Raw genomic sequence first — 25,524 nt, 5'->3', positions numbered from 1 at the left:
CGGCATGACGCAACAGCTCGCCACCGACACCGCCCCTCACATCGAGGCACGCAACCTGTATTTCGCAGGGTGGCGCGTTGCGCGTATCGCGGAAAAGATCGGCGTCAAACCGTCGACGGTGCACAGCTGGAGCCGACGGTACAAGTGGAAAGAGGTCGCGCCGGTCGACCGCGTCGAGCTATCGCTCGAGGCGCGAATGATCCAGCTGGTGCGCAAGGAGGACAAAGAGGGGAAGGACTTTAAAGAAATCGATCTGCTCGGCCGACAGATCGAGCGCATGCAGCGTGTACACAAGTACCAGCAGACGGGCAACGAAGTCGATCTGAACCCGAAGATCGCGAGCCGCAACAGCGGGCCGCGCAAGAAGCCCGAGAAGAACAGCATCAGCGACAAGCAGCTCGGCCAGCTACGCGACGCGTTCATGGATTCGATCTTCGACTACCAACGCGTCTGGTATGAGTCGGGACAGAAGCACCGAATCCGCAACATCCTGAAGAGTCGGCAGATCGGCGCGACGTGGTACTTCGCTCGCGAAGCGCTCATGGATGCGCTCGACACCGGGCGAAATCAGATTTTCCTTTCGGCAAGTAAGGCGCAGGCTCACGTTTTCCAGCAGTACATTGCGCAGTTCGCGAAGGACGCAGCCGACGTCGAGCTGCGCGGTTCACCAATGCTGCTGCCGATGAGCGGCGCGAATCTGTACTTCCTCGGCACGAACGCCCGCACGGCGCAGAGCTACCACGGCAATCTGTACTTCGATGAGTACTTCTGGACGTCGAAGTTTCGCGAGCTGCGAAAAGTCGCGTCGGGTATGTCGATCCATAAGAACTGGCGACAAACCTATTTCTCCACGCCGTCGACGCTTGCGCACGAGGCGTATGGATTCTGGAGTGGTGCCCTCTTCAACAAGGGTAGACCGAAGGAGCAGCGCATCCAGTTGGATCTGTCGCACAAGGCGCTGGCGCGCGGCGTGCTGGCACCCGACGGGCAGTGGCGTCAGATCGTCACGGTGGAAGATGCGCTCGCCGGTGGCTGCAACCTGTTCGACCTGGAGCAATTGCGGCTCGAGTACGGCCCGGAAGACTTCGCGAACCTGCTGCTGTGCCAGTTCATCGACGACATGCTGGCCGTCTTCAAATTCGGCCTGCTGCAGGGCTGCATGGTCGACAGCTGGGAGGTGTGGGAAGACTTCATGCCGTTCGCTGCTCGGCCGTTCGGCTATCGCCAGGTATGGCTCGGCTACGACCCGAACGGGGCCAGCGGCATGGGGGACTCCGCAGCACTCGTGGTGCTGGCCCCGCCGGCTGTGCCCGGTGGCAAGTTCCGCATTCTTGAGCGTATCCCGTTCCGTGGCCTCGATTACGAGGCGCAGGCGGCGGCGATCAAGAAGGCGACCGAGCGCTACACCGTCACGTTCATCGGCATCGACCGCACCGGCATTGGCGACGCCGTCTTCCAGCTCGTGCAGAAGTTCTTCCCGGGCGTGGTCGGTTTCACCTATTCGCCCCACGTCAAAACGCAGCTCGTACTCAAGGCGCATGACGTGATGAGCAAGGGCCGACTCGAATACGACGCCGGCCACACCGATATCACGCAGTCGTTCATGACGATTCGCAAGACGATGACCGCTGGCGGCGGGCAAATCACTTTCAAGGCGGACCGGTCGGAAGAAGCCAGTCACGGAGACATTGCCTGGGCAACGATGCACGCAATGTCGAACGAAGGCATCGATGGCAGCACCGGCGCGGGCCAAAGCTTTATGGAGATTTACTAGTGAGCAAGAAACGAAACACGCGATTCGGTGCACGTGGGGCCGAGATGCTCGAAGCCAAACCGACGCTTGCGCCGGCACCGATGCCAGGCGTCGAAGCCTTCACCTTCGGTGACCCTGTCGCGGTTCTCGATAAGCGGGAGATCCTGTCGTATCTCGAGTGCATGCGGATGTCGAAGTGGTACGAACCCCCGATATCCTGGGAAGGTCTTGCGCGCTCATTTCGAGCTGCACCGCACCACAGCTCGGCAATCTACGTGAAGCGCAATATCCTGGCCTCGACGTTTATTCCGCACAAGCTCCTGTCGCGGGCCGAGTTCAAGGAGTTCGCTCTCAATTACCTGGTGTTCGGCAACGCTTACCTGGAGCTGAGAAAGAACCGGCTCGGCGGACCGCTGACGCTCAAGGCGTTGCTCACGAAGTACACCCGTCGAAGTCTCGACCTCCAATCGTATTGGTGGGTGCCCGAAGTGGGGCAGGAGTCGCAGTTCGCAAAGGGCGACGTGTTCCACCTGATGGGCGCGGATATCGAGCAGGAGGTGTACGGCCTGCCCGAGTACCTTTCCGCCCTTAATGCCGCCTGGCTGAACGAGTCCGCGACGCTGTTTCGCCGGCGCTACTACAAGAACGGCAGTCACGCGGGTTTCATCTTGTACATGACCGACGCCGCGCAGAGCCAGACCGACGTCGATGCGCTGCGCACGGCCCTGAAGGATTCGAAGGGGCCGGGTAACTTCCGCAACCTGTTCATGTACGCGCCCAACGGAAAAAAGGACGGCATGCAGATCATCCCGGTCTCGGAGGTCGCGGCGAAGGACGAGTTCTTCAACATCAAGAACGTGACGCGCGACGACTTGCTGGCCGCGCACCGTGTGCCGCCGCAACTGATGAGCGTGATCCCGAATAACACATCGGGCTTTGGCGACGTGGAGAAGGCGGCGAAGGTGTTCGGCGTGAACGAAATCGTTCCGCTCCAAGATGATATGAAAGCCGTGAACGATTGGCTTGGCGACGAGGTGATGCGCTTCCAACCCTACGCGCTGACCGACGGCGAGCAAGCGACCTAACTCGCCAGGCTATTCCTCTTCAGGACCGGCGGCTGGCGCGCTCGCGCGCGCAGTCCCCGGTTCTGGTTGGGCTATCGCGTTACGCTCGTAGTGATACCCAGCCTCCGCCACGCACGGCTCACTCAATAGCCGTGAGCGCATCGTCTCAATACCGACAAGCCACCCCCCGACTTCTTCGCGCCACGCGGCCCTGACGATCTCCATTTCGCCGCGACATCCCACAAGCACGCCGTGCAACCGGTGAATCTCCCATAGCAGCTCTCGCACCTCGGGCGACGGCGCGCGCTTCCATATCGCGCGCAGCTCGAGCGTGGTCAATGCCCTTCGTTTCGGTGGGGAAGTCGGTCGGCGTACCATGGTCAAATACTGTGTTTATGCACAGTATTGTAGCCCAAAGCCGAGGCCGCACCAGAGGCCCCACAACCGGCTGGTGTTGCGGGGTAGGCGCAAGGTCAGACAGGCGGGGCCAGCCCGTTGTGCAGGCGGGCAAGGGCGTTGCCCCCGGCGTTTTACCCGCTGGCGGGCACCCCACCATCAAAGGCCGGCGCGCGCGGTCATGACCCCGCCACGCCTGCGCGCTTGATCGAACACTTTTTATGCACCTATTCACAGACCGTAGAGGCCCGCCGGTACTGGCGAGGGAGGGCATACGAGGGTGCGTCATGCGTGTGCAGTCTCATGCGCCAAGCCCACGCATCAGGTCCGCTATGCGAGCATGCGCATTAAACCCTCTTGAGGTTACGAACTTGGTCGGCTTGCCGAGCCAAAGAGGTCACTTCTCGATAGGGTGTCCCAACGCGACTGACAAAGTCCGACGCCAGTATTTCTTCAAGCACGGCTCGGGCCAGCCCATCGTACCCCGGGAACAGCGATGCGGCTGACACGCCGAACTTTTGACAACGGAGCAGCAGGTCTCCTGCAAGCGCGGCTGGCAACGTTGCCTTGATGAGGCGGATGCGGTCGTTTGCGAGTTGCGACTCGAGAGATACGCCAAAGGTAAATTCCTCCCCTCGATAGCCGGTGTTGTTGACGAGGACGAATGAACCGGCCTGAGCCGAGAGGTTGGCGGATGTGCTGCCCGGCACTCGTAGGTGCTTTAGCCGGTCGTCTCCACCAAGAAAGCCAGCATCCAGTATGAAAACAGCCAACGTCTCGCTTTTGTCGTGGACGTTGCTCTCGTCAAGCTTTTGGGCATTGTCTTCCCAGTGCATCAAGTGCGACGCAGCTGCGAAGTAGCAAGCAACATACGGGTTTCTGGTCCAGTCCAACAGCCGGGTTGGAATGCCGTGATGTTGCGCTAAAGCCATGAGTGGCACGACACGATCTTGCGGCCAATAAATGCTATTAGCCCCATGAAGGCGGGTTATGTTGTCGAAGGTGAAATAGTTGCGGAAGTCTACGGAGTCGCCGGGTACAGACATGCCTCGCTGGTCACAAAACTCGATGAAACCATTCAACAGAAACCACTCGAAGATCGCTTGGCCAGGCTGGTCTTTGAGCGTGGACATCATGCCGCGCTTGTATTTGTTAACCTCATCTTGACGATAGACAGCGGGCACCAGTTTCCAAGTGCTGTCGCGCTGGCCTCGATAAATGACTTGCCCTGACGGCGCATCAAAATGGCCGGTTAGCGGTGATAACAGATTCCAGAAATCATCGAGATTCGTGCAATCAACGGTCTTAACACTCGTCTCGACGTCATTCGGCATTTGGACCATAAGAAGGCAACTCAGAAAAATCTGGTACGGGATGGTCATGTTATACCTGTCGTCCAACAGGCATTCTCAGCACTGAGTGAATGCTTACGGCGTTTTGGTTCTCATTCGGTCCGCCGTGTCGTACATCGCCAGAATTTGAGTTGCCGCTTCGTCGCGTTGTCGCGGGTCAAGGCGCAGTTGAATCCAACTGACGAATTTGCATTGTTCATCAAACAGCAGGGCTTCTAAGTCGAAATTCGAAGCCTCGGCGGACACGAGGGAGTACGCCTCGAATACGCACTCAAGAATGTCTTGCCTGATTCCTCGGTAGGCGTGTGGCTTTTGAACTCCGTACTCCTCGTGTTCCATGTTGGGAAAGTACCAGCGCCCTCGGTCGAGAAGAGCGGAGAGTCTGGTGGGAATGTCGCCAAAGTCCGGTTGGCGCTGAGCCTTGCGGGCGAACAGTGCAATGTGTCTGGCCTCAGACATAGCGTGAACCACATCTTCGGCCCAACGCGTCACTCCGGATAAATATTGGTCCAGCCACGCTTGAGTCGCCACTGTAAGACTCGATTCGCTCGCCTTTGCTGCATCCTTGCGGGCAACGTTCGCTACCCACAGGGCTGCGATCGCGATGATCGCTGAACAGCAAGAAACGCCGCTGGCGATCCAGGTAGGCCAATCTCCGATGCCAATGCCGGTCGTACTCATGCAGCCCCCGATTCTTCGTATGTTTTGGATATCGATTAGCGAACCGCTTGGGGAGTCTATCGCGAGATGGAAGACACAATCAGGTCAGATATGCGTCAAGCCTATGCGCGGGGGCGACGCATGTTCTTCCACGCACCGGTTCTTACCGCCTGAGCGATATCGGCCAAGATGACTTGCTGCGGTGGTTTGCCGAGTGGTGTCCGAACGGTTGCCTGGAAATTACAACTGGGACAGGTCAGGTGGTGGAGCATTTCCATCGTCTCAAACGCCCCCTCCTGGTTGGTTGAAGGCGGGATGTCGTAAAAACATTTTGGACAAAGTCCCGAGAGATTCGTTGGGAAATATTTGCCCCTGCTAACTTTCCACTCCCAGGTCCAAAGAAGCTCTCGGAAAACTCCCGAATCAAATTTCCGCACAAAATCCGGTTCCCGCTCAGTTTTGAGGTATGCGGTCAAGAATCTGACTATGACGAACAGGAGAATAGCGTGAAACACACCGCTTATGACGAGAAGCCAATGTGGAACCGAAATGGCCGTTGATAACCAGCCGGTAGCCGCACTGGCCCACTTAACGAGGGTATCCAAATTCCAGGCACCGAGCGCTCCAACAATTCCCGCGACCATCAGACCAGACACCACCGGATCTCGCCACAGCTTTCCCAACTGCATTTGCCCCCCCGTTCGCGTGCCGTTTACGTGCCGTTTTCGCGACAACCAACGACAATCACCGACAATGGCGTAGAAATGAAGAACGGGCCCGAAGGCCCGTTCTTACTAGATTTTTGACTGTCGTTCGTTGTCGTTGACGGTCAGGTGTTTGGTGGAGCCGGCGGGGATCTGACCCGCGACCGACTCTCAACGAGCGAGGCTATTTTACTGTGGGTGTCGGGGAAAAGGTAACCGGGGTAACCACTCCAAAAAATCGCTTAGAAACCCGCATGGATAAAGGATTCTGCTGGTTACCTTTTGTCTAAATCTCACAAAGCCTTTGCTGGTAAGGGGCCACAGCCAGTTTTTGAGGGTCGGTTACCTCGGTTACCTTTTTCCCGACCCCTGCCGGATTTTTGCGGATGAGATACTTCGAGCGGGGCTGACTATGGCATGCCTTGAGGTAACCGGTGCGTACCGTGTCGACGTTATTAACTGACATTCACAACACCAACGAACCATGACCAACAAATACAAGGTGGTGCTATACGGGGTCGGAGCGCTTGTCGCGCTCTGGATCATCAAGTGGCTGCAACTCGCGTCTGATACGGTCGTGGCGGTTATCGGCATCGGCGGCATATATCTCACGGCCCAAGCTAATGCGCGGGAACGAGCTGCCGATCGTGCGGCCGAGGAGCGTCGCGCCGACAAAGAGCGAGTGATGCAGTTGAAGCGGGATATCTTGTTGCCCGCGACGGAGGGATGCAGCTCGGTGACGCAATGCATCGGGCTGATGCTCGACGGCACAACGCAGACGGCGAAGATTCACGGGGAATACAGCGCAGCGTTGTCGCACATGACAAAGGTGCTTCTCATCTCGGACGCGGAGACGTTGGCCGCGATGATGAACTACTTGCAGAAGGTTCGAGAGCTGTGGGTACTGGTCGCTGGGGAACGGTTCGCGCTGGATCAAATCCGAGCGCAGATCGTCGCGATCGAGACCGCACATGCTCGCGACAATGAAACGCAACAAGAGCTGTACGCTTCGCAGCGCGCCATGATTTCCGGAGATCACCCAGACGCGGCAGCCTTCGAGAGAACGACGCAGCTAATCGCGACCCATGAGCAGTCAAAGAAGACACTGGCAGACCGTGCTACACAGCTACGGATCGCATACAGCGAGCGAGAGATTCAGGCCGTGACGGCATTGCTGGACGCGGGAGACACCGTCGATTTGGAAGTCGAGCTGCTCCGATGCCTACGGAAGGAAATTGACCTCGATTTTGATTTGCCAGGGACTCGGGCGCGAATGGTAGCGGGCCGCGCTCGGATTGTGAAAGCGCTCACACAAAGGATCGAAGAAGCCAAAGCCGGAATTGCTTCGATTCGGCAAGCATCGGGCGCTGAATAGACCGCTGCATCGCGTTCGCAATTGATGCTTTGACCTCGCTCTGACGGGGCCTTTATACCAGTGAATTGCACCGAATTGCGAACGCGAAAGTGAACCTAAGTTTTTGATTTTATGAGTTTTGGCAAAGGCTTTGTAATCATCAGGTGGCGGGTTCGAGTCCTGCAGCCGGCACCAAACAAGACAAAGGGTTACGTGATTTCACGTAACCCTTTGTGCTTTCTGCAGGCCGATGGGGCCAGCGTGGCCGCCGCCCTTCAGCGCCGGGACGGCTCGATATCCCACCAATCCCACCAATCCCGCCAATCCCGCCAATCCCGGCACTCTTATCTCTTCTCCGCGTAACACTGCGCACGCAAATCGCTGCTGCCAATACTTGCGCAGCTTCCGTTACCTTGCTTGGCATAGCAGTACGCGCGCTGGTCGCTGTCGCCGATGCTCGCGCAACTACCATTTCCCTTCTCTGCATAGCACTGCGAGCGCAGATCGCTGCTGCCGATGCTTGCGCAGCTTCCGTTGCCCTGCTTGGCATAGCAATAAGCACGCTGATCGCTGTTGCCGATGCTCGCGCAACTGCCATTGCCCTTCTCGGCATAGCACTGCGCACGCAGATCGCTGCTACCGATGTTTGCGCAGCTTCCGTTGCCTTGCCTGGCGTAGCAATAAGCACGACGGTCGCTGTCGCCTATGTTCGCGCAACTCTGCGAAAAGGCTGAACCCGATGCGCCACACATCAGTATCGCGAAACAGATCAGTGCTTTCTTCATGATGTTCATGTCGGGCCTCTGTGTTCAATCTGGCAATGATCGCAATTCATGGAAAAAACCTCAATTACAAAGTGGAATCCTAAATATCTGAACAGGTTCCCATAAAGCGGTTAGACGTTGCTGTCACAACAATCTCGACATGAGTGGGTTCTTTCGTGGTTGTCAAAATTAAAAAATTCAAAAAATCAATGGGTTACGTAATCATGCGTAGTTCAACATAAATCGACGTTTCGAGTCGAGTCCAGGCGCGGCAGGTCGTCACGAAAAATGCATCGGAGTAAGAAAAAACAAATAAAAACGTCGAAACCCTAAAGAAATCCGAATGCCGATCCGTAATGCTCTGTCTGGGCTGGTTCTCACCAGTTAGGAATCCGAGGGGCGCGGCGTCTTGCGCAAAACTGGCACACCACGATTGCCGGTGCACGAGATGCCGTTTCGGGGAACGCAGACGATGTGACCGCGAGTCACATTCGACGCGTCCTTCGGATGTTGCGAGCAGTATCACAATCAAAAGAACGAAGATCAGATGCCTTGGCAATCAACGCGCGAAGTCTCGCCGTTGGCCGGCGGGATTGGCGGGCACAGCAAACGCAGCAATCGCAGTTCGGGGATTCGGCGGTTTCAACAGTTTCAACGGGTATCGAGGTACGGCCTGGCGACGTTGCTCGCCGCGGCCGCGCATTGCCATGCCGCGGGCATTGTCCCGGACGGCGGCACCGCGACCTCCGTCACCGTTGGCGCTAACGGACGTCAGAATGTCAACATCGCAGCCCCCGTCTACGGCGTCTCACATAACACGTACACCAGCTTCAACGTCGACCGCGCCGGTGCGACCCTGAACAACACGGGGGTGAACGCACGGACAATCGTCAACGAAGTGACGGGAACCGCCCCCAGCCTGATTCAGGGGCAGATCGCCGTGGCCGGGCCGCGCGCGAACGTCATCCTCGCAAATCCGAACGGCATCACCGTCAACGGGGGATCATTCGTCAACACCGGCCACGTCGCGCTCAGTACCGGGCAAGTGTCGTTCAGCGACGTTCTCGTCGCCCCCGGCCTGTACCAGCGCAACGTCGTGCTCAATACCGGCCAGGGCACCATCGAAGTCACCGGCGGCGGACTCGCTGGAACGCTGATCGGTCTGGAACTCATCGCCAAGACGGTCAAGGTGAGTGCCCCCATCACCAACGACTTCTCGTCGCCCACGGCATATGTGCGCGTTATCGCCGGTAGCAGCAAGGTCTCGCTCAACACAAGCTTTTCGCCGGACGACAACAACAACGACTGGATCACCTTCGCCAACAATCAACAATCCAACCCTAACGCCATCGCCCTCGACATCGAGCCGATCGGTAGCATCACATCAGGCCGGATTCAGCTGTTGACGACGGACCTCGGCGCGGGCGTGCGTCACGCGGGCGCGATGATGGCCAACGCGGGCGACTTTTCCCTGACTTCCGCAGGCGACGTGCTCCTCGCCCCGTCTAGCAAGATCAACGTCGCTAACAATCTGTCATGGCAAGCGAGCGGACAAACCGCGATGCGCGGCGCGTCGATCCTCACCGGCGGCTCAATCAACCTGTCCAGCGGCAGCGTACTCGTGGCGAACGCGGGCGCAATCCAATCGACGCTCGTCTCCTCGCGCAGCGGCATCGTCGTCAACGCTCAGGGCGACATCACGAACATCAGCAGCCTGATTCAGGGTGTCACGCGCGAGCGCGCATTGACGTCGTCTGAAGGCGCAATCACGTTCAACGCTGGCGGGACGATCACCAACACCTCGGACCAAGCCAATCCGGGCGGTGCGTTCGGCGTCGTCTTCGGTGTGAACGACGACGTCGTCATGCGCGCAGCACGCGACATCGTCAACCTGAACGCGCGCGTCGAATCGAACCAGTCGGTCACGATGGTGGCGCAAGGCGATCTCAGCGACGTCATCTCCCACACCGAAGGCGCGAACGGCGGCGTCGCGACCGCCTACGCCAATAGTGGCCGACGCTGGCTGCTGTTCTCCACACGCGACGAAGGCTTCTCCGTCGACTACGGCTCGCTTCCTGCACCGGGCCAGCTCTCGTACATCATTGCGGACGCAGGCAACGTCACCCTCTCGGGCCGTAACGTCTACAACACGGGCGGCACCGTGCTGACCAACGGCGGCGATATCCGCGTGACGGCGACGAACACGCTCGTCAATCAGGCGATCATGACGGGACAGGCGTCGTACCAGCGTTCGTGCTTCATCTTTTGCCGGGCGGAGGCATCGAGCACGACGGCGTCATTCGGCGGCCAAATGCAGGCATCGGGCAACATTTCGCTCGCCGCCGGACAAAGTGCGGCGAACATCGGCGGCAACGTCATCGCCTGGAGCGGCAATCTCACGGTCGACGCGCCACTCGTCACCGCACAGGGCCTGCTTGGATACACCGCTTACAACGGTACGCGTGGCCTGAAGGCGTGGTTCGGCAATCGCTGGGCGGCGATCTACGCGCAGAACGACGGCGGCTTGTTCTCTGCGGCCTCCGGTGAGGTCGTGCTGACCGGGCGCGGCGTGATCAAGGGCGGTGTCATTGCCGGGGCGAAGGGCGTGCGCGCAGCGCAGGGCATCGAGACGGCCTTCGTGCCGTATCGCGACCCGGTCAGGATCGGCACGCATCTCGGTCTGACGACGTGGTTCGGCCTATGATCATGCAGCACACATTTCGCCGCACGCACCTCCCGCGCATCGTGGTCGCGTCGCTGATGGGCATCTCAGGCACGATGCACAACGCATTCGCGCAGACGCCCCCCGGGTTGCCGCCGATACCGTCGGCTTCCGCAGGCATTACGCCGCAACAGGACCCCGCACAGCGCCTGCTCGACGAACAACGCAGCCGCGAGTTGCAGCGCGAACTCGACCGGCAGCCCGCGCAGATCGAAGTGGCGCCAGCGGCGTCGCCACAGGTGCCGGACCTCCCGGCAGACGCCGACATCGACACGTTGCCGGACCCAGAGCCGACGTTTCGCATCGACCGGATAGTCTTCAAAGGCGACACCGTCCTCAGTGCATCGGAACTCGACCGGATCACCGCACCATTCCTGCACAAGTCGCTTGGGCGACGACGCATCGACTTACTGATGCGTCGCCTGACGGAGGCCTTCGTCGCACGCGGTCTCATCACTACGCGCGCCTACCTCGCCACGCCGCAGAACCTGTCATCCGGCACACTGGCGATTACGGTCGTCGCAGGCCGTATCAGCGGCTTCACATTGAACGGAGGCGCGTTGCGTCCCTCGGCCACGGGCGATGGCAAACAAGGTGACGGGGGCGGTCTGCTGACGGACGCCGGTACGGCATGGGCCTTTCCTGCATCGGTCGGCGATGTGCTCGAACTTCCCGCGCTCGAACAGGGCGTCGACCAGATCAACCGCCTGCGTCGAAATCAGGCGCAGATACAGATTCTCCCCGGGCAGGCGGCGGGCGAATCGATTGTGGCGATCCGGAACCCGTTCGGCAGCCGTCTGAACTACAACGTCGGCTTCGACAACTACGGCAGCACGGCAACCGGAAAATGGCGCACACGCGCGTCGGTGGAGGCGGGCAACGTCATCGGCTTGCAGGAATCGTTGAGCTTCTCGTACGTGGGCACGCGCGACAGCAATGCGCTCGTCGTATCGGCGGCCGTCCCCTACGGTTTTCAGACGTTCAGCTACACCGCAGCTCTCTCCGAATACCAGCAGATCATCGGCGGCACGGCTTTGCTCTACGGCCGCACGCTGAGCCAGATTTTCGGCTGGAACAACGTTCTCAGACGTTCGTCATCGGGGCGAGTGAGTCTCGACGTCACCCTCACGAAGCTCTCCACCGAGCGTGACGTCAACGACATTCCGCTCTCGCCACAAGACCTGACGATCTTGCGCGTCGGCGTCTCCGGCCTCTGGCGCTTCACGCGCAACGGCCAGCCTGGCGCGCTGACGGCGTCGCTCGGTGTTTCGCAGGGCTTGCCCTGGCTCGACGCCTCGCGCGACTTCGACGGCATTCAGAAGCAGGACGCCCACGCGCAGTTCACCAAGCTCGACGCCAGCACGACCGTCCAGATGCCGCTCGCGCAGATCGGCCCGACGGTCTGGACATGGCGCACCACGCTCACCGGCCAGTACAGCGCCGTCGCCCTGTTCGGCAATGCGCAGATCTTCCTCGGTGGCACGGATTCCGTGCGCGGCTTCATGCAGGGCGGTATCGCGGGCGACAGCGGTTTCTACGTCCGCAACGAAGCTGTGTGGGCCAACGCACCTGTCTGGCAAGGCCTGCGCTGGGAGCCGTACGTGTTCCTCGACGGCGGCAAAGCACATCTGGTGGCCGAAGCTGGCTGGCCGACGCTGATCGGCGCCGGTGCCGGGGTTCGCGCCCAATGGCAGTTCCGTGGACAGACATTCTCTGGCGAGTTGATGGCGGGCCGTGCGCTCGTGCAGCCGTCGTCCATGGGACCGAAAGGCAGTGTCGTTCTCGTCACGCTCAACTGGGCGGGATGAATTCCGAAGATGCGGACGTGCGGGCGACCGGCTCGCAGCGTCCGTCAACGTTGTGGGAGAGGTATCGATGAAAGCGAAGTTCAGCCGTATGTGGATGGCTGCAGGGGTATGCGTAGCATTGAGCGTGGTGACGTTACCGGCGATGGCGGCCAAGTCGGCGGCTGCGCCGTCGTCAGCGAAGGCCGATGCCAAGGGCGACAACAAAGTCGACAGCAAGGCGAGCGCACAGAAGCCGTTACCGGCGGATGCAGTCGCCAGCGTCAACGGCGTGGCGATCTCGAAGGTGTCCGTCGACGCGATGGTCAAGGCAAGCGGCCAGCCCGACAGCCCGCAACTGCGCGAGTTGTTCAAGGGGCAACTGATCGCCAACGAGTTGCTCAAGCAGGCGGCGCAGAAGCAACACTATGACACGCGCCCCGAAGTGCAAGCGGCCGTCGAAGCGGCGAAGACGATGATCGTCACGCGCGCGTTCATGACGGAGCACCTCAACGCTGCACCGGTCAGCGACGCCGACGTCAAGGCGAAGTACGACGCGGTCGTCGCCACGCTGGGCGAGAACGAGTACCACGCCAGTGTGATCGCCGTGCGCGACGCCGTCACCGCGCAAACCGTGCTCGATCAACTGAAGAAGGGCAGCGACTTCGCGGCGTTGGCGCGTCAGTACAGCCAGGGGCCGAATGCCGCACAGGGCGGTCAGTTGAACTGGGTGTCCTTCAAGACGCCGATCACGGCGGGCAACACGCAGAACTGGCCGCAGCCGATTGCCGAAGCGCTGGTGAAGCTGCCCAAGGGCGGTGTGTCGAGCGAGCCGTTGCAGATCGGCGATCAACTGTGGATCTTGCGCGTTGACGACAAACGCGCCACGCAGATTCCGAAGTTCGAGGAGAGCGCGCCGTTGCTGCGCAAGCAACTCGAACAGGTGGCGATGGAAAAGGCCACGGCGCAAATGATCGGCGATCTCGTCAAGAGCGCACGCATCCAGCAGTAATCCAGCAGTAATCCGGCAGGTCATCGGGCCGCCGCACGTTGTGTGGCGGCCTCGCGGTACGCACGTCCAAAAAACGAACAGGTCACGCCATGAACGCATCTTCGCGAGGAATCACCGAAGCTGGAGAAAACGCACGTCAGTCGATGAATGTCGACGACGAGGCGATCGATTTCCACTTCCCGGAGAAGCCTGCGATACGTGTGTGGCAGCGAGCCATTGCGGCCTGCGTTGCGCTGACGCTGCTCGTCAGCCCCATCTCAGTAACGTTCGAACTGAGTCAGTCGGCCGCACGCGAGTTGGCGGCGAATGCCGCCGGGAAAGCGGGCTTCGACGAGACCGCCCTGACGGTGCTGCGCTCGCTCGCGTCGTTGCGTCTTCACGTCGACATGCAGACAGCGTCCGCCGCGCCGATCACCGATCCGACCGCCCCGGTCGTCTTTGCACCGAAGATCACCACGAGCGGCAACGGCGTACCCGTCGTCAACATCACGGCCCCGAACGCCGCCGGCATCTCGCTCAATCAGTATCAGAGCTTTAACGTCGACGCCGCGGGCCTGATCCTCAACAACAGTCTGCTCAACGGCACGTCGCTCAACGGCGGCGCGATTGCCGCCAACCCGAATCTGTCGGGCCGCACCGCGAGCACCATCGTCAATCAGGTGACGTCGTCCGGCGGCGCTTACGCATCGGCACTCAACGGTCCGCTCGAAGTCTTCGGCGCGCCCGCCACGGTGATCATTGCGAACCCGAACGGCATCTCCGTGCGTGGCGCGGGCTTCACCAACACCATCGGTGTCACGCTTACGACCGGTACACCGCAGTTCCTCTCCGGGCCGGGCGGCACACCCACCGATTTCGCGAACGCCAACGCGCTCGGCTACAACGTCAACAGCGGCCACATCCAATTGGAAGGGAACGCCGGAATGAACGGTCCCGGCAGTGGCATCGAAGGCACTGTCGGCGCGATCGATCTCATCGGACAGACGGTTGGCATCAATGCGCCCCTGTACGCGGGCACGCGCATCAACGTCATCACCGGCAATCAACAGGTCCTGACGGGTGCCGTAGACGGCACGGGCACGCGCTACATCACGTCGGCCAACGGCGCGGCCAATACGGCGCAGGCCATCCAGAGCGCGACGGGCAACGCACAAGCGTTCGCCATCGACGCGACGCGCTTCGGCGCAATGACCGCCGGACAGATTCAGGTCATCGGCACGACGGCAGGTCTCGGTGTGCGCATGGCGGGCGATCTCGCGTCGACGACGGGCGACCTCACGCTGTCTTCGGGCGGCGATTTGACCGTCGCTAACCACGCAGCCCAGCAGCAGGTGCAGATGACGAGTGCGGGCAACGTCGCGCTCACCGGCACGGGACTCGGTGAGACCGGCTATCGGCTGACGGCGACTGGCGATGTGACGTCGGCCGGTTCGCTGCAATCGGGCAAGGCGATGGACGTGCAGGCGGGCGGCAATCTCACGCTCGCGAACGTTCAGTCGAACGGCGACACCGCGTTGAGTGCGACGAAGGCGCTGGCGCTGAAGGACGCGCAAATCGGCGGCAATCTGTTGCTCGCGACGCAAGACAGTGCGCTGGGCGATATCCGTCTGACGGGACCGGTGACGGTGGGCGGCACCCTCGTCGCAAACGCTGCGCGCAGTCTTGTCGTCACCGACAGCACGGGCGCCACAGGTAACGTGTCTATCGTCACCGGTGGCGATTTCCAGATCGCACAGGGTGCACGTCTGACGGGCCACAGCGCGGTATCGACGCAATCGGGGGGCGACACGCGCATCGACGGCACGCTGGCGTCCGGCGCACAACTCGACATGACGTCGAATCGCCGCCTCGACGTGCAGGGCGACGTGGCGTCGAGCGGCACCGCACGCCTGAGCGCGGGCGACACGCTGAACGTCGACGGCACGTTGCTCGGCCAAGCCGACGCGACGCTGCACGCAGGCAGCGACGTCACAGGCAAAGGTAAGCTCGCTTTCGGCACCGATGCCACATTGCGCGCCGGGGGCGACATCTCGCTGACCGGGGCGTTGCTCGCAGGCGGGCTGGACGTCGAAGCCGCGAACGGCATCTCGCTGGCCGATGTGCAGAGCACCGGTGTCGCCGCATTGCGTGCGTTGGGCAATGCAGGCGGTGGCGACATCGCCCTGCAAGGCAAGGTCTCGTTTTACGGCGCGGCGGCGCTCACGGCGGCGCGCGACATTCTCGTGAACGGCACCACGGCGGGTGCGGATGCCGTAACACTGAACGCCTCGCGCGACGTCGACGTCGCGGGCTCGCTTCAGACGGCGGGCACCACGAACGCGCTGACGATCACTGCGGGCAATGCCGTTACCGTTCCCGGCACGATTCAGGCGAGCGCGGACATCAAGGTGAAGGCCGGTACGACAATCGACGTGGCTGGCAGCGCGAGCGCCGCGGGCGACGTCGCCCTGCAATCCGGCGGCGACATGCGCGTGACGGGCAACGTGTCCGGCCAACGCACCGGCAAGCTCGACGCCGGTGGCAATCTCGACATCGGCGGCGGCGCGCATTTCCTCGGCGACACCTGGCTGACGTCCGGTGCGAACGCCACGCTTGGCGGCAAGTTGCAGACGGCGAACCTCGTCGTCACAAGCCGCAACGCGGTCACGCTGGGCGATGTCCAGACCGGCGGCACGCTCGACGTGCTGGCGCGCGGTCTCGACGGCAGCGGCGACATCCGCGTGGCCGGACCGTTGGCGTCCTTCGGTGTGGCGACGTTGAATGCCGCGCGCGATGTCGTCATTGCCAGCACCGGCAAGGTTGAGGCGAACGACAAGCTCGTCGTCACGGCACAGCGTGACGCACAACTCGACGGTGGTGTGGCGGCCGTCGGTGACGTGGCGATTACCGCGACGTCTGGCAATCTAAACACGACCGCGAACCTGAGCACGAATAGTCAGCTTGCATTGACTGCCGGGCAATCCGTGACGCTCGGCGCACTGCAGACGAGCGCCATCGGCAACGCCACGGTCACCGCAGGACAGGACATCGTGCTGAATGGCGCGCTGGTCGGACTCGCGGGTGTCCTGCAAGCCGGACGTGATCTCGTCGGCACAGGGGCTTCAGCGTTCACCAACACCGCAACGCTCGGCGCGAGCCGCAACGTCAATCTGTCCGGCGTTTTGCAGGGCAACGGCGTGAGTGTGACGGCGGGCAACAACGCGACCGTTTCCAGCGTCACGTCTAATGGCCTGTTCTCGGTATCGGCCAACGGCAACGCGGGCGGTGGCGACGTCGTCGTCAATGGTGAATCGAGCGTGGTCGGCGCAGTCAATTTGAAGGGCGCGCGCGACGTCACAGTCGCAGGCATCTTGCAGACGGGCGAAAACGCCACGCTCACCGGCGCACGCGACGTGAACATCACGGGCACCGTCCGCACGGCGAAGGATGCGACGCTCACGGCAACGCAAGGCAGTGTCAACGTCGACGCGCAGGGCAAGCTCGGCGTGGGTGCGCAACTGACCGCATCAGCAGGGACGGACGTTGTCATGGATGGGCTGACGGCGGTCGCGGGCAACACGGCGCTGACCTCGGGTCGCGACACAATCGTCCAGGGTGCGTTGAACGGTCAGGGCACCGGACGCATCGATGCAGGCCGTGACGTGAGCGGCGCAGGCTCGGCGTCGTTCGCCGGTGCGCTCGACGTGGGCGCCGCGCGCGACGTCGACCAGAGCGGTCTGTTGCAGGGCGGTGGTCTGACGGTCGTCGCGGGCAACAGCGTGACCGTCAAAAATGCGCAGTCGACCGGCGCGTTGACACTGACCGCCAAGGGTCTCGCGGGCGGTGGTGACGTGATCGTCAATGGTGAATCCGGCGCACCGGGCACGGTGTCGTTGCAAGCCGCGCGCGACATCACCGTGGCGGGTACGCTCGGCGGCGGCGCGGGCACCACGCTCAATGCGCAGCGCGACATCGTGGTGGGCGGCGCGATTCAGTCGGTCGGCGACGCTAACCTGACGGCGCGCGGCGGCAGCATTCGCGCGACGGGCGGTGTGAGTGGCGGGTCGAATCTCTTCTTCAACGCAGCACAAGACGTTGCGCTGGGTCAGTCGACGAGTGCGTTGCGCGACGTCACGATCAACGCCGGACGCGATCTGCAACTCGGCGCGGTGTTGCTCGGCGTGAATGCGAACCTGACAGCGGGCCGCACGTTGCTCGACACTGGCGACGGCACCAGCAAGGCAGTCTTCACGGGTAACGCCACACTCGCATCGGCGGGCGACACGCGACTCACGGGCGGCGTGCAGGCGAATGCCATCGACGTGACAGCGGGAGGCAATGCGACGTTCGGCGTCCTCAACTCGGCCACCGGCATCAAGGTCACGACGACCGGCACGGCGGGCGCGCTGGGTGGTCCGGGTGACATCGTCTTCAACGGTGCAGTGTCGTCGCCGAATGCGTTCTCGGCGACGGCCGCGCGCGATATCCTCCTTGCAGGCAGCGTGGCGTGCGGTGCGGCGTGCGAACTGACCGCACAACGCAATCTGTCGGTGACGGGGACGGCACTCACGATGGGTGATCTCTCGCTGATCACGCGGATGGGCGATCTCGCCATCAGTGGTGAGGTGACGACTGCCGGTGCGTTGCTGGCGACGAGCGTGGGCAACGCAACGCTTGGCGGCAAGCTGAGCGTGCAGGGCGACTTGCGTGCGTCCGCTACCAACGATCTCACGCTGACGGGGCAAACCAACGTGCAGGGCATCGGTGCGCTGCGCGCCGGTCGCGACATCCTCGGGGACGGCACGGCATTGTTCGGTGGCGACGTCGCACTCGATGCTGGGCGCAACACAGCGCTGACGGGCGCACTGTCCGGCCAGAACGTCGACGTCCACGCCGCGAACAACGCGGGTCTGCATAACGTGCAGGCGACCAAGGCTCTGACGGTAGCGGCGGATGGTGGCGATGTGGCCATCACTGGCGACGCCGCCGCACTCGGCACGGTGACGCTGACCGGCGCACGCGATGTCGCCGTGACCGGCAAGACAGTCGGTGGCGATAACGTCAAGGTGAGCGCTGCGACGGGCGACATTCGTCTGCAAGGCGACACGGCTTCCGAGCGCAACCTCACGCTGACGGCGGCGAACGGCGCAATCACGACGGGCAATGCAGGCGCGCAGGGCGACGTGAGCGTCAATGCGGGCAAGTCACTGACGATGCAAGGCGACACGACGGCCAACGGTCTGGTGCGTCTGACGTCCGGCGGCGATATGACGTTGGGCAACGTGCGCAGCGTCGTCGCAGATGCCGTCGCCGGGCTGCTGACCGCAGGCGGCAAGCTCAGCGCTACGTCGCTCACGTTTGGCAATGGTGGTCTCACCACCGTGTCAGGTGGTGCGACACAAGTCACAGGAACCGTCGTCGCAGGCGATGCCCTGACGATGACCACGACGGGCGACCTGTCTGTGGGCGCTATCCAGGCGGGCAAGTCAGCCACGCTCACGGCGGGCGGTACGGGTGACGTTCGCGTTGCGGGCGACGTCGGCGCAGGCACCGGCCTGACGGTCAACGCAGGACGCGATGTGACGCTCGGCGGCGCAGTGACTGCGGGTGAGGGCGTGACCGTCACCGCTGCGCGAGACCTGAGCGTGACCGGCGCGCTGTCGGCGAATCAGGACATCGCACTAACCGCGACGCAAGGCAGCGTCACGCTGACTGGCCCCGTGACTGCGATTCAGAACTTCACGGCGAAGGCGGGCAGTGCGCTGACGATGGGGGCTGCGCAAGTCAACGGCGACACGATGCTGACGTCCGGCACGACGATGGCGTTGGGCGGACACCTGATCGGCAAGGGCGTGGCGACGTTGCAATCCGGCGGCGACATCACCGGCAGCAATGGAGCGCTGACGTTCGGCAAGGATGTGTCGATCACGTCGGGCGGCAAGCTGACGCTTGGCGGCGTCGATACGGCGGGTGATGTGAAGGTGACGTCGGCGGGCGACATGTCGCTTGGCGCACTGACCTCGATGGGCAAGGCATCGCTCACCAGCACGTCGGGCAGTCTGACGCTGGACAAGGTGCTCGTGGGCGGCACACTCGATGCGACTGCCGCGACGCATCTGACGGCACTGCAAGGCGTGTCGAGCATGGGCGCGATGACGTTGACCGCGCAGAGCGGCAATCTCAGCGTCGCAAACGTCTCTGGTAACGACACCGTCGCGCTGCGTGCGGGTCAAACGCTCACGTTGGGAGGTACCAACACCGTCGTCGGCGACATGACGCTTAATGGTGGCAACGTTGTCATCACCGGTGCCACGACGGCATCCAAATCCTTCACTGTCACGGCAACCGGCGCACTTGACGCAAGCGGCGGGCAACTCTTTGTCACCAAAGACGCGAAGCTGAGCGGCGCACGTGTCGATACGGGCGCGATGATCGTCGGCGGCGCATTGGACGTGACGGCGACGCAATGGATCAGGACGCACGGCCTCGCGCTCATCAATGGCGCGACGACCTTCAATGCAGGCGCGGGCACGTTCACCAACTCAGCCGGTGCGTCGGTACTGAGCGCCGGGCCGTTGTCGGTGAACGCGGGCGGTATTGTCAACGAGGCGGGCGGACAACTGGCGTCGACGAAGGCACTGACGCTGACGTCCACCGGCAATATCGTCAACAACGGGTTGATGAACGGCAGCACGACGTCGGTCACGGCGAGCGGTGCGCTCACCAACACCGGGACGGTGCTCGGCGCGAACGGCGTCACGCTCAACGTCGGCGGGTTGAACAACAACGGCGGCATGATCCTCGCGGGCGACGTGACGGGCGCATCACCGGCGAGCGCGGATCTTGCGCTGACGGTCAACGGCGCGGGCACGGTCACGACGGCGGGTGGCGAGCTGGCCGCGACGCGCAATCTTGCAGCGTCGATGGGCGCGGCGACGTTCGATGTGACGGGTGGTGCGTTGCAGGCTGGCGGCACCATGTCGATCACGGCCAACGTCATCAACAACACCGGGTTGCTGCAACTGGGCGGTGCGAACACGGTACTGACGGGGCTGGCGTCGTTCCTGAACAGCGGCACGATTCAGAGCAACGGTGCGCTGACGCTTGCGAGTAATGGCTGGTTCACGAACATCGGCAGCGTGGTGGGTGGCAGCGATGTGACGATCAACGCGGCGACGATCAATGGTGTGGGCGCGACGATTCACGCCGACCGCGATCTGTCGTTGACGCGCGACGTCATCAACAGCGGTCTGATCGAAGCGAACCGCAACCTGAGCGCGACCGGCGGTAACTTCACGAACGCCGGTGCAAAGACGCAGGCGGCGGGCGACATCACGTTCTCGTTGCCGGGCACGCTGAACAACATCGGCGGCACGATCATCGCAGGGAACAACCTGACGGTGAATGCAGGGGCGGTGATTAATGATCAGGCGGCGGGCAGCGGCCTGACCACCACCAATAGCGTCATCACCGATCCAACGCTTTTGTGGAGCGGTCTGGTGGGGAGCCGCGATTGGATTTCCTATGACGGGCCGCGCATCAACGTCAGTGAAGGGGACCCGGGAACGCCGTCTCCGGTGAATCGACACGCGGACGCAACACTCGGCGATTTGCTCTCGCCTACCGGGGCGACGGCGCAGGGCAAGCCCGCAGGTGCGAATCCGTGGGAAGGTCAGACGTGCGCACTTTTCGGTCCGAGCATTTGCACGGTCGGTGTGACCGATCCCCTCGCGGGCAGCGGGACTGTCTATCTCAATAAGCTCACGGGGACGAAGCAGAGCGGGGACGACTACGTCAGCTTCACCTACTGGAAAGTCAGCGCCAGTCCGATTGCCGGTGCGCAGGCGAGCGTTCCGATTGCGTTGCCCACGGTCTACCAAACCAGTTCCACGTTGCAGATGGGCGAGAAAGGCAGCATGGTGGCGGGGGGCGACATCTCGATCACCACGGCGAACCTTTCGAATAAGGGCGGGCAGATCGGTGCGGGTCGGAATCTGACGCTCAATGTGGGATCGATGTCGAACGGTGCAATTGTGCCGACCACGACGAGCAACGTCGTCAATTGGGTCGATCAGGGGCAGTACACGGCGTTCCTGAATCAGTTGAACTCGTTGGGTGATTTCGTTCTGGCGCCAGCGCAAGATAGTGGGCCGACGGGTGCGTCGCCCGACGTGCGTTTCACGATCAACGCAAACTCGACTGCACCGACATCCACGTCGGCGATCAATTGGTCGTCATCGACCGGCCTCATGACGGCGGCGAACAATCTGAGCATCGCTGGCGGTAATCTGGTGAACGAGGGCATGATCTACGCCCAGAACAACGTCAGTATCACAGCAGCCAGTCTGACGAATCAGGGCGGGAATACGCAGCAGTTCACGACGCAAGCCGGATGTGCTCCGGGTACGAGTATCGCCGCTTGCTACAAGGGGAACGAGATTCGTGGCGAGAACCCGAACACCACCTCATTCACCTACGCCCAGAACAACGCTGCAATCATCGCGGGCAACAACCTGACGATTGCTGCGGGCACGATCAAAAACAAGTACGGCGATCTGATTGCGGGTCACGATCTTGTAATCGGCGGGGTTGGCTCGTCGGCGACGGGCACCACCGCAGCCGACTCGCTCACCAATACATCAGGCAACATCCTCGCGGGTAACAACCTGACGCTGAACGTCGCAGGTGGCATCACGAACACGCTGCCGCCGCCGGTTCAGGTGCACGAGAACTACGGCAAGCTCGAAAAGTACTCGGGCTGTATGACGGCGGGTGGTTACAAGGAAAGCTACTGCGAGGCATACGTCGATCAGCAGTCAGGCAACTCGTCGATCATCGGCGCGGGGAACAATCTGACGATCAACGCGGGGTCGCTGACGAACGTCGGCAGCCTGATCACAGCGGGCCTTAACGCGACGATCAACGTCAGTGGTCCGGTGGTCAACAGCGCGCAGACGCTCAATGCCTACTGGCACTCGCACTGGGTGCAAGAGACGGGCATGTTCGAGTCGGACAAGCGTCATGATGTGTGGAGTTGTGGCAGTGCTGCGGAATGTACGTCGCTGTATGGGGATGCTTATACGAGCGTAGGCGGGGTCATCAACCCGCCGACACCGGTGGGCAACATCGCGGCGACGATTCAAGCGCCCAATCTGACGGTGACGTCAGGCGGTCAGATCGTCAACGTGGGCAACGTGGTGGGTCAGTCGGTGTCGCTTACAGGCACGAGCTTGGTGAACGGGATCACGACGGCGAACACCTACACGCCGCAAGTCGGCAACGCACCGCAGGTGATCAGTCTGGCTCCGGCAAACGGTGGCCTGAATTTGACGATTCCAGCGAGCCTCGGCGGCGCAGGGTCGTCAATCCTGACGGGTGCCACAGGCCAGCAGAACGGCCCGAACTACATCGTGGGTGGATTGGGCGCAACGCTCGATCCGGTGTCCCCGCAAGTCCTGATCTCGAACTTACCAGCGTCGCTGCAACCTAGCACGACGACGTTCTACTTCTCACCACAGCAAGAAGCGATTCAACTCCAGCAAGCGGCCCTGATGCAAACGGGCAAGGCGAGCTTCATCAATGGTTTGTCGACGGATAGCACCTCGCAGTTGACGGTCAACGACCAGCAGAAGCTGGTGCTGTACGGCAACGCGGTGGAGTACGCGAAGACGAACAACATCCAGTTGGGTCAGGCACTGACGCCTGAGCAGGTGGCAGGGTTGTCGCAACCGATGCTGTGGTACGTCGAGCAGACGGTACCTGAGCCGGGATGCGCGGCAACAGGCAATGCGAAATGCCCGACGGTGACGGCGCTAATGCCGCAGGTATACCTGCCGGAGAACTTCACAGCGCTGTCCGCAGGCGGACAGATTCTGGCGAGTAACGATCTGTCGCTGAACTTCGGCAGCACGGCGACGGGCGGCAGCATCCTGAATACGGGTTCGATCACCTCAGGCGGGACACTGACGGTCAACACCGGGACGCTGACGAACCGCGCGAACGTGGTGGACGTTGGTGAAATCTGGAGCTACATCAAGGACGCCGGCTACCTGAAGACGACCGGCACGATGGTGCAGCCGGGCGGCTTCATGAGCGCAGCAGCGGGTGGGTTGACGCTGAACGTCGATCAGTTCAACCAGATCGGTGGGGCACTCCAACTCTTAGACTCGAACGGTCAAGTCGACCAAGCGGCGACGCAAGCCTTCATCGCGGGCGTTGCTGCACAACTGGGCGACAACTTCGTCCAGCAGACGCTGCAGAACGACCTGCATACAGATTTCGTGAAGCAGGGTGGTGACTTTGGCATCCAGCAGATTGGGATGCTCGTCATCATGGCCATGACGGTTATCGCAACGCAGGGGGCATCGCTAGCATTGGCGACAGCGGAAACCGGTGCACAGCAAGCAGCACTTGACGCTGCGGTAACAGCACTAATGCAGGGCGGGACGGCAACCATGGCTGAGACAGCCGCTGTCTCGGCAACCGGTGGCTTGTTCTCCAGCGGGCTGTTCGCAGCGGGGACGTTGGGCAATGCAATGGCATCGGCATTTGCCGCCAGCGCGTTCGCTTCGGCCGCGTCGCAAGTGATGACCAACGGCAAGCTCAACTTTGGAGCCGTACTGACGGCGGGCGCGGCATCGGCGCTTACCGCGGGGCTGACCCGAGGCATTACGTATAGCGACGCCGACGGATTCGGTTTCTCAACAGGAACATCGTCGGACAGCCTCGCAAATCTGGCGGGGACGAACCCGAGCATCGCAGAGGGGATCGCAAGCAATGCGGTGAAATCGACGACCAGTGACATAGCGCGGCAACTGGCGGCGATGGCGGGTGTGTCCGCGATTCAAGCTGGTGTGCAGTCGACGATTCAAGGGGGGAGTTTCCTTGATGCGTTGAAGGCGAGTGGGATCAGCAATCTCAGCGCGGCGTTAGCGTATCAGATTGGTGACGCGAAACTGCGTGGGGTGTTCGGAGATGCGTTTTCTACGGAGTTCCCCGATCAAATCAAAGTCGCACTGGGCTCGTCGTTGACGCATGCCGCTTTGGGATGTGCAAGCTCTGCCGCGTCGGGAACGGGGTGCGCAGGAGGGGCGATTGGCGGGGCCACAAGTGCACTGCTGGCGTCTTGGGTTGCCAATTCAATCGCGCAAAATCAAGGTTCCGCACTTCGCCCAGATCAAATCGCTTTGCTTGGTAGCATGGCGTCGCTAGCGGGGGGCATAGCGGCGGGAGCACTGGGACAAAACGCAAACGCGGGTGCTACGGCAGCTCAGAACGAGGCCGTCAACAACAGTGCGCTGCATGCCATCTTGTTTCTTGCGGTTCTGGTTGCTATGAGCCAGTTGCAGAAGCCTGCAGGCGCGCCCGGAACGTCAAAACCAAATCAATCTGACGAGTTTTCGGGGCCGACGACAACTGTTTCTCCGGACGAACGAGCCAAATGGCAGGCACTTATAACCTCGTTCCCGACGTTTGTGCAGGAGATATTTGGAACTGAACTGCCGAATCAACTGGGGCAGTGGGGAAACACCGGGACCTCGTCGCCTATCTGCACTGACTGTGGCGGTTCGAACATAATTGCATCTGTCGGCAACCAAAGCGGAGCTGGGGCCAACACCACGTCGGCGGTAAAGTCGGCCGCCCAGAACCTCGGTGTTAATCTAGACGCAGTTAAGGTGGGCGACGATGGAGTCGCCAAAGTGAAGATTGGTATAACCAATACGATGAGTTACAACGACGTACAAACGTTGGTGAACTATGCTGGAACCTTAGGAGCAACTTCAGTGGAAGTGGATTCCGGGTTCCTCGCCAATCCTAAGTTGGATGCACTATTGGAAAGCTTCGCAAAAAGCGGAAGAAGTCTCTACGGTGGTCAGGTCGTCAAGAAACCAAGCTCAACTGGTGATTACATAATCAAATTTCCCGTTAATAAAAAATGAAAAAAAGCGATTGGTACGAGAATAGAATATTGTGGCGCGCC

Annotated in this window: 11 protein-coding genes; 7 read left to right on the top strand and 4 right to left on the bottom strand. The window is 61.5% G+C overall.

All coding sequences use genetic code 11. The features are described 5' to 3' along the window. Nucleotides 1–4 precede the first annotated feature (4 nt). The gene (locus tag NA29_RS23170; RefSeq protein WP_052253128.1) at nucleotides 5–1,774 is read left to right on the top strand and encodes a terminase ATPase subunit family protein; all 1,770 of its coding nucleotides are present in this window, start codon (nucleotides 5–7) and stop codon (nucleotides 1,772–1,774) included. After that, nucleotides 1,774–2,838: a phage portal protein gene (locus tag NA29_RS23165; protein WP_371328948.1), complete on the top strand. Its 1,065-nt coding sequence runs from the start codon at nucleotides 1,774–1,776 to the stop codon at nucleotides 2,836–2,838. Before NA29_RS23170 ends, NA29_RS23165 begins: the two co-directional genes overlap by 1 nt. A 722-nt stretch (nucleotides 2,839–3,560) precedes the next feature. On the opposite strand, the gene NA29_RS23155 is transcribed toward NA29_RS23165, so the two are convergent. The 3 genes from NA29_RS23155 to NA29_RS23145 form a co-directional block, all read right to left on the bottom strand. Continuing rightward, nucleotides 3,561–4,595: an FRG domain-containing protein gene (locus NA29_RS23155; protein ID WP_231965093.1), complete on the bottom strand. Its 1,035-nt coding sequence runs from the start codon at nucleotides 4,593–4,595 to the stop codon at nucleotides 3,561–3,563. 45 nt (nucleotides 4,596–4,640) lie between these two features. Then, a complete protein-coding gene (locus tag NA29_RS23150) occupies nucleotides 4,641–5,246 on the bottom strand; it encodes a hypothetical protein (protein ID WP_052252345.1) in 606 nt (201 codons plus the stop codon). Between the two features lie 101 nt (nucleotides 5,247–5,347). After that, nucleotides 5,348–5,914 carry a hypothetical protein gene (locus NA29_RS23145; RefSeq protein WP_039393521.1) on the bottom strand — a complete coding sequence of 189 codons (567 nt, stop codon included), beginning with the start codon at nucleotides 5,912–5,914 and terminating at the stop codon, nucleotides 5,348–5,350. Between the two features lie 499 nt (nucleotides 5,915–6,413). On the opposite strand from NA29_RS23145, the gene NA29_RS23140 reads away from it, so the two are divergent. Beyond that, nucleotides 6,414–7,304: a hypothetical protein gene (locus tag NA29_RS23140; protein WP_039393520.1), complete on the top strand. Its 891-nt coding sequence runs from the start codon at nucleotides 6,414–6,416 to the stop codon at nucleotides 7,302–7,304. A 323-nt stretch (nucleotides 7,305–7,627) separates the two neighbouring features. Here NA29_RS23140 and NA29_RS23135 read toward each other — a convergent pair whose 3' ends face one another. Further along, entirely contained in the window at nucleotides 7,628–8,077 is a 450-nt protein-coding gene (locus tag NA29_RS23135) for a hypothetical protein (protein ID WP_197701865.1), read from the bottom strand. 517 nt (nucleotides 8,078–8,594) lie between these two features. Between NA29_RS23135 and NA29_RS23130 the strand changes: the two genes are divergently transcribed. From NA29_RS23130 to NA29_RS23115, 4 genes are all read left to right on the top strand, one after another. Beyond that, the gene (locus NA29_RS23130; protein WP_084104082.1) at nucleotides 8,595–10,751 is read left to right on the top strand and encodes a filamentous hemagglutinin N-terminal domain-containing protein; all 2,157 of its coding nucleotides are present in this window, start codon (nucleotides 8,595–8,597) and stop codon (nucleotides 10,749–10,751) included. A 2-nt stretch (nucleotides 10,752–10,753) separates the two neighbouring features. Continuing rightward, entirely contained in the window at nucleotides 10,754–12,577 is a 1,824-nt protein-coding gene (locus NA29_RS23125; protein ID WP_224786881.1) for a ShlB/FhaC/HecB family hemolysin secretion/activation protein, read from the top strand. 67 nt (nucleotides 12,578–12,644) lie between these two features. Next, the gene (locus tag NA29_RS23120; RefSeq protein ID WP_039393518.1) at nucleotides 12,645–13,565 is read left to right on the top strand and encodes a peptidylprolyl isomerase; all 921 of its coding nucleotides are present in this window, start codon (nucleotides 12,645–12,647) and stop codon (nucleotides 13,563–13,565) included. 89 nt (nucleotides 13,566–13,654) lie between these two features. After that, nucleotides 13,655–25,483 (top strand): two-partner secretion domain-containing protein, encoded by an 11,829-nt coding sequence (locus NA29_RS23115; protein ID WP_084104078.1) that lies wholly within the window; start codon nucleotides 13,655–13,657, stop codon nucleotides 25,481–25,483. Nucleotides 25,484–25,524: the final 41 nt, after the last annotated feature.

This window comes from Pandoraea sputorum (assembly GCF_000814845.2).
Lineage (GTDB): Bacteria > Pseudomonadota > Gammaproteobacteria > Burkholderiales > Burkholderiaceae > Pandoraea > Pandoraea sputorum.
The sequence above is the reverse complement of the archived record's forward strand: the minus strand, read 5'-3'. Positions and strand labels throughout refer to the sequence as shown.